General features: G+C 65.9%; 4 protein-coding genes. All 4 read right to left on the bottom strand.

Annotation, left to right across the window (positions count from 1 at the left end; genetic code table 11):
• Positions 1-918 (bottom strand): LacI family DNA-binding transcriptional regulator (locus tag FUT87_RS06595; protein WP_147240500.1); only part of this gene is annotated, 918 nt, incomplete at its 3' end.
• A 193-nt stretch (positions 919-1,111) separates the two neighbouring features.
• Entirely contained in the window at positions 1,112-2,422 is a 1,311-nt protein-coding gene (gene gltA / locus FUT87_RS06600) for a citrate synthase (protein ID WP_091724158.1), read from the bottom strand.
• Positions 2,423-2,453: 31 nt separating this feature from the next.
• Positions 2,454-2,735 (bottom strand): succinate dehydrogenase assembly factor 2, encoded by a 282-nt coding sequence (locus FUT87_RS06605; RefSeq protein WP_147240501.1) that lies wholly within the window; start codon positions 2,733-2,735, stop codon positions 2,454-2,456.
• A 33-nt stretch (positions 2,736-2,768) separates the two neighbouring features.
• The gene (locus FUT87_RS06610; protein ID WP_091724154.1) at positions 2,769-3,473 is read right to left on the bottom strand and encodes a succinate dehydrogenase iron-sulfur subunit; all 705 of its coding nucleotides are present in this window, start codon (positions 3,471-3,473) and stop codon (positions 2,769-2,771) included.
• Positions 3,474-3,529: the final 56 nt, after the last annotated feature.

Raw genomic sequence — 3,529 nt, forward strand, 5'->3', positions numbered from 1 at the left:
GCGCTCGATCAGCGCGCGGCCGGCCTCCCGGCCGAGCTCGCGGATCGAGCAGCCCACGCTGGTCAGCGCGGGATAGACGTAGCTGCCGAGCTCGATCGCGTCGAAGCCCACGACCGACAGCTGGCGCGGCACGACCCGGCCCATCTCGGCGGCGGCGCGCAAGGCGCCCATGCCCATCAGGTCGTTGCAGGTGAAGACGGCGGTGAGCTCGGGCTGTCGCGTCAGCAGCGCCTTGACGGCCTCGTAGCCGCCGGCGGTGCTGAAGTCGCTTTCGGCCAGCCATTCGGGACGGGCCGCCAGGCCGCGCTGCTCCATGGCACTGCGCCAGCCGGCGACGCGCTCGGTGGTGACCTCGAACTCGCCCGGGCCGCTGACGCAGCCGATGCGCCGATGGCCCAGTTCCAGCAGGTGGCGCACCACCTCGAAGGCGCCCAGCTGGTTGTTGACGCTGACGCGGTCGGCGCGCGCGCCCGGCACCAGGCGGTCCACCGTCACCACCGGCACGCTGGCATGGCGGAAGGTGCTTGCCAGCGCCTCGGTGTCGCCGGCCGAGCTCAGCAGCAGGCCGTCGATGCGCTTCTCGAGCAGCGTGCGCAGGTAGGACTGCTGGTGCTTGGGATCGTTGTCGGAATTGCAGAGGAAGACCGAATAGCCCGCCTGGCGGCACCACTCCTCGGCGCCGACGACCAGTTCCGCGAAGAAGGGATTGCGCACGTTGGGCACCAGCACGCCGACGATCTTGGTCTCGCTGCGCCGCAGCGAGCGGGCCACCGCGCTGGGCAGGTAACCGATCTCGTCGACCGCCGCCAGGACGCGCGCCCGCGCCTCGGCGCTGACCGGCCGCGTGTTGTTCAGCACATGCGAGACCGTGGTGAAGGACACCCCCGCCAAAGCGGCCACATCCTTGATGGTGCTCATTGGTAGATTCGGTCCCCTGCTCGTGCCAAACTGGCGTGTTCCGTCAATTGCAAACGTTTGCAGAGCATACCGCAAGCTTGACGGAAGCCGTGCTCGGGCGAACCCCGCGCATCAAATATTCAAAAGAAAAGCCCCTGGCCTCGGGCGCAGGGGCTTCGCAGCGACGAGCCGCCGGGGCGACTCGCGGTCCCGATCAGCGCTGGGCGATCGGCTTGACGTCGCGCTTGGTGGCGCCGACGAACAGCTGGCGCGGACGGCCGATCTTGTACTCGGGGTCGCCGATCATCTCGTTGAGCTGCGCGATCCAGCCAACGGTGCGGGCCAGCGCGAAGATCGCGGTGAACAGCGGCACCGGGATGCCGATGGCGCGCTGCACGATGCCCGAGTAGAAGTCCACGTTCGGGTACAGCTTGCGGGCGACGAAGTATTCGTCTTCCAACGCGATCTTCTCCAGCTCCATCGCCAGCTTGAACAGCGGGTCGTCGTGCAGGCCCAGTTCGTTCAGCACTTCGTGGCAGGTCTCGCGCATCAGCTTGGCGCGCGGGTCGTAGTTCTTGTAGACCCGGTGACCGAAGCCCATCAGCTTGACGTTGCTGGACTTGTCCTTGACCTGCTTGATGAAGTCGCCGATCTTGGCCACGCCACCCATCTGCTGGATGTCGTTCAGCATGTTCAGGCAGGCCTCGTTGGCGCCACCGTGCGCCGGGCCCCACAGGCAGGCCACGCCGGCCGCGATCGCCGCGAACGGGTTGGTGCCCGACGAGCCGCACAGCCGCACCGTCGAGGTCGAGGCGTTCTGCTCGTGGTCCGCGTGCAGCGTGAAGATGCGGTCCATCGCGCGCACCAGCACGTCGTTGGGCTTGTACTCCTCGCAGGGAGTGGCGAACATCATGCGCATGAAGTTGCCGGCGTACGAGAGGTCGTTCTTCGGGTAGATGTAGGGCTGGCCGATCGTGTACTTGTAGGCCATCGCCACCAACGTCGGCATCTTCGCGATCAGGCGGATCGCGGCGATCTCGCGGTGCTCGGGGTTATTGATGTCGGTGCTGTCGTGATAGAAGGCCGACAGCGCGCCCACCAGGCCCGTCATCACCGCCATCGGGTGCGCGTCGCGGCGGAAGCCGCGCAGGAAGAACTGCATCTGCTCGTTGACCATCGTGTGGTTGGTCACGCGGCTGACGAACTCCTCCTTCTGCGACGGGGTCGGCAGTTCCCCGTAGAGCAGCAGGTAGCAGGTCTCGAGGTAGTCGCAGTTCACCGCCAACTGCTCGATCGGGTAGCCGCGGTACAGCAGCTCGCCCTTGTCGCCATCGATGTAGGTGATGGTCGAGTTGCACGACGCCGTCGACAGGAAGCCCGGGTCGTAGGTGAACTTGCCGGTCTGCGCGTAAAGCTTGCGGATGTCGATCACATCCGGACCGATGGTGCCCTTGTACAGGGGCAGATCCATTTGCGGGCTGCCGTCGGAGAACGACAGGGTGGCTTTGACGTCAGACGGGGTCATGGGCATTCCTTATGACTTCGGGGGGTTCTTGTTACTGAGGGGTCCGCAGCAGCGCCAGCACGGCATGCACGTCCGGCCGGTCCAGGTCGTCCGCCGGCTCCTTGCGGGCCAGCAGCAGGTCCAGCAGGTCGTTGTCGGACAGGTCCATCAACTGCCGCAGGCCTTCCGCGTGCAAGACGGTCAGCGCGCCTTCGTGACGTTGGAAGAACCGCTCGATGAAGAGGTCATTCTCCAACAGCCCGCGGCGGCAACGCCACTTGAGCTTGGAGAGATCCCTCTCATCGATGAGGGTGTTGGTGTCCACGGCGTTCATGCGTGTGCGCGCTGCTGTCTCGCGGTGCGGGCCTCAGACGGCGCGACGCACCATCAGTTCCTTGATCTTGCCGATCGCCTTGGTCGGGTTGAGACCCTTCGGGCAGACGTCGACGCAGTTCATGATGGTGTGGCAGCGGAACAGGCGGTACGGGTCCTCGAGGTTGTCCAGGCGCTCCGCGGTGGCCTGGTCGCGGCTGTCGGCGATGAAGCGGTAGGCCTGCAGCAGGCCGGCGGGACCGACGAACTTGTCGGGGTTCCACCAGAAGCTGGGGCAGCTCGTGGAGCAACTGGCGCACAGGATGCACTCGTACAGGCCGTTGAGCTCGTCGCGCTCCTCGGGGGACTGCAGACGCTCCTTCTCGGGCGGCGCTTCCTCGTTCACCAGGAACGGACGGATCGAGTTGTACTGCTTGAAGAACTGCGTCATGTCCACGATCAGGTCGCGGACGACGGGCAGGCCCGGCAGCGGCTTCAGGACGATGACGTCCGGCAGCGAGCGCAGGTTGGTCAGGCAGGCCAGGCCGTTCTTGCCGTTGATGTTCATCGCGTCGGAGCCGCACACGCCTTCGCGGCACGAGCGGCGGAACGACAGCGACGGATCCACTTCCTTGAGCTTGAGCAGGGCGTCCAGCAGCATGCGTTCGTTGCCGGCGAGCTCCAGCTCGATGGTCTGCATGTAGGGCTTGGCGTCCTTGTCCGGGTCGTAGCGGTAGATCTTGAAGGTGCGCTTGATCATTTGAATGCTCCTGCGGCGCTCAGAAGGTACGGACCTTCGGCGGGACGCTCTCGACG

It is taken from the genome of Mitsuaria sp. TWR114, assembly GCF_007997345.1.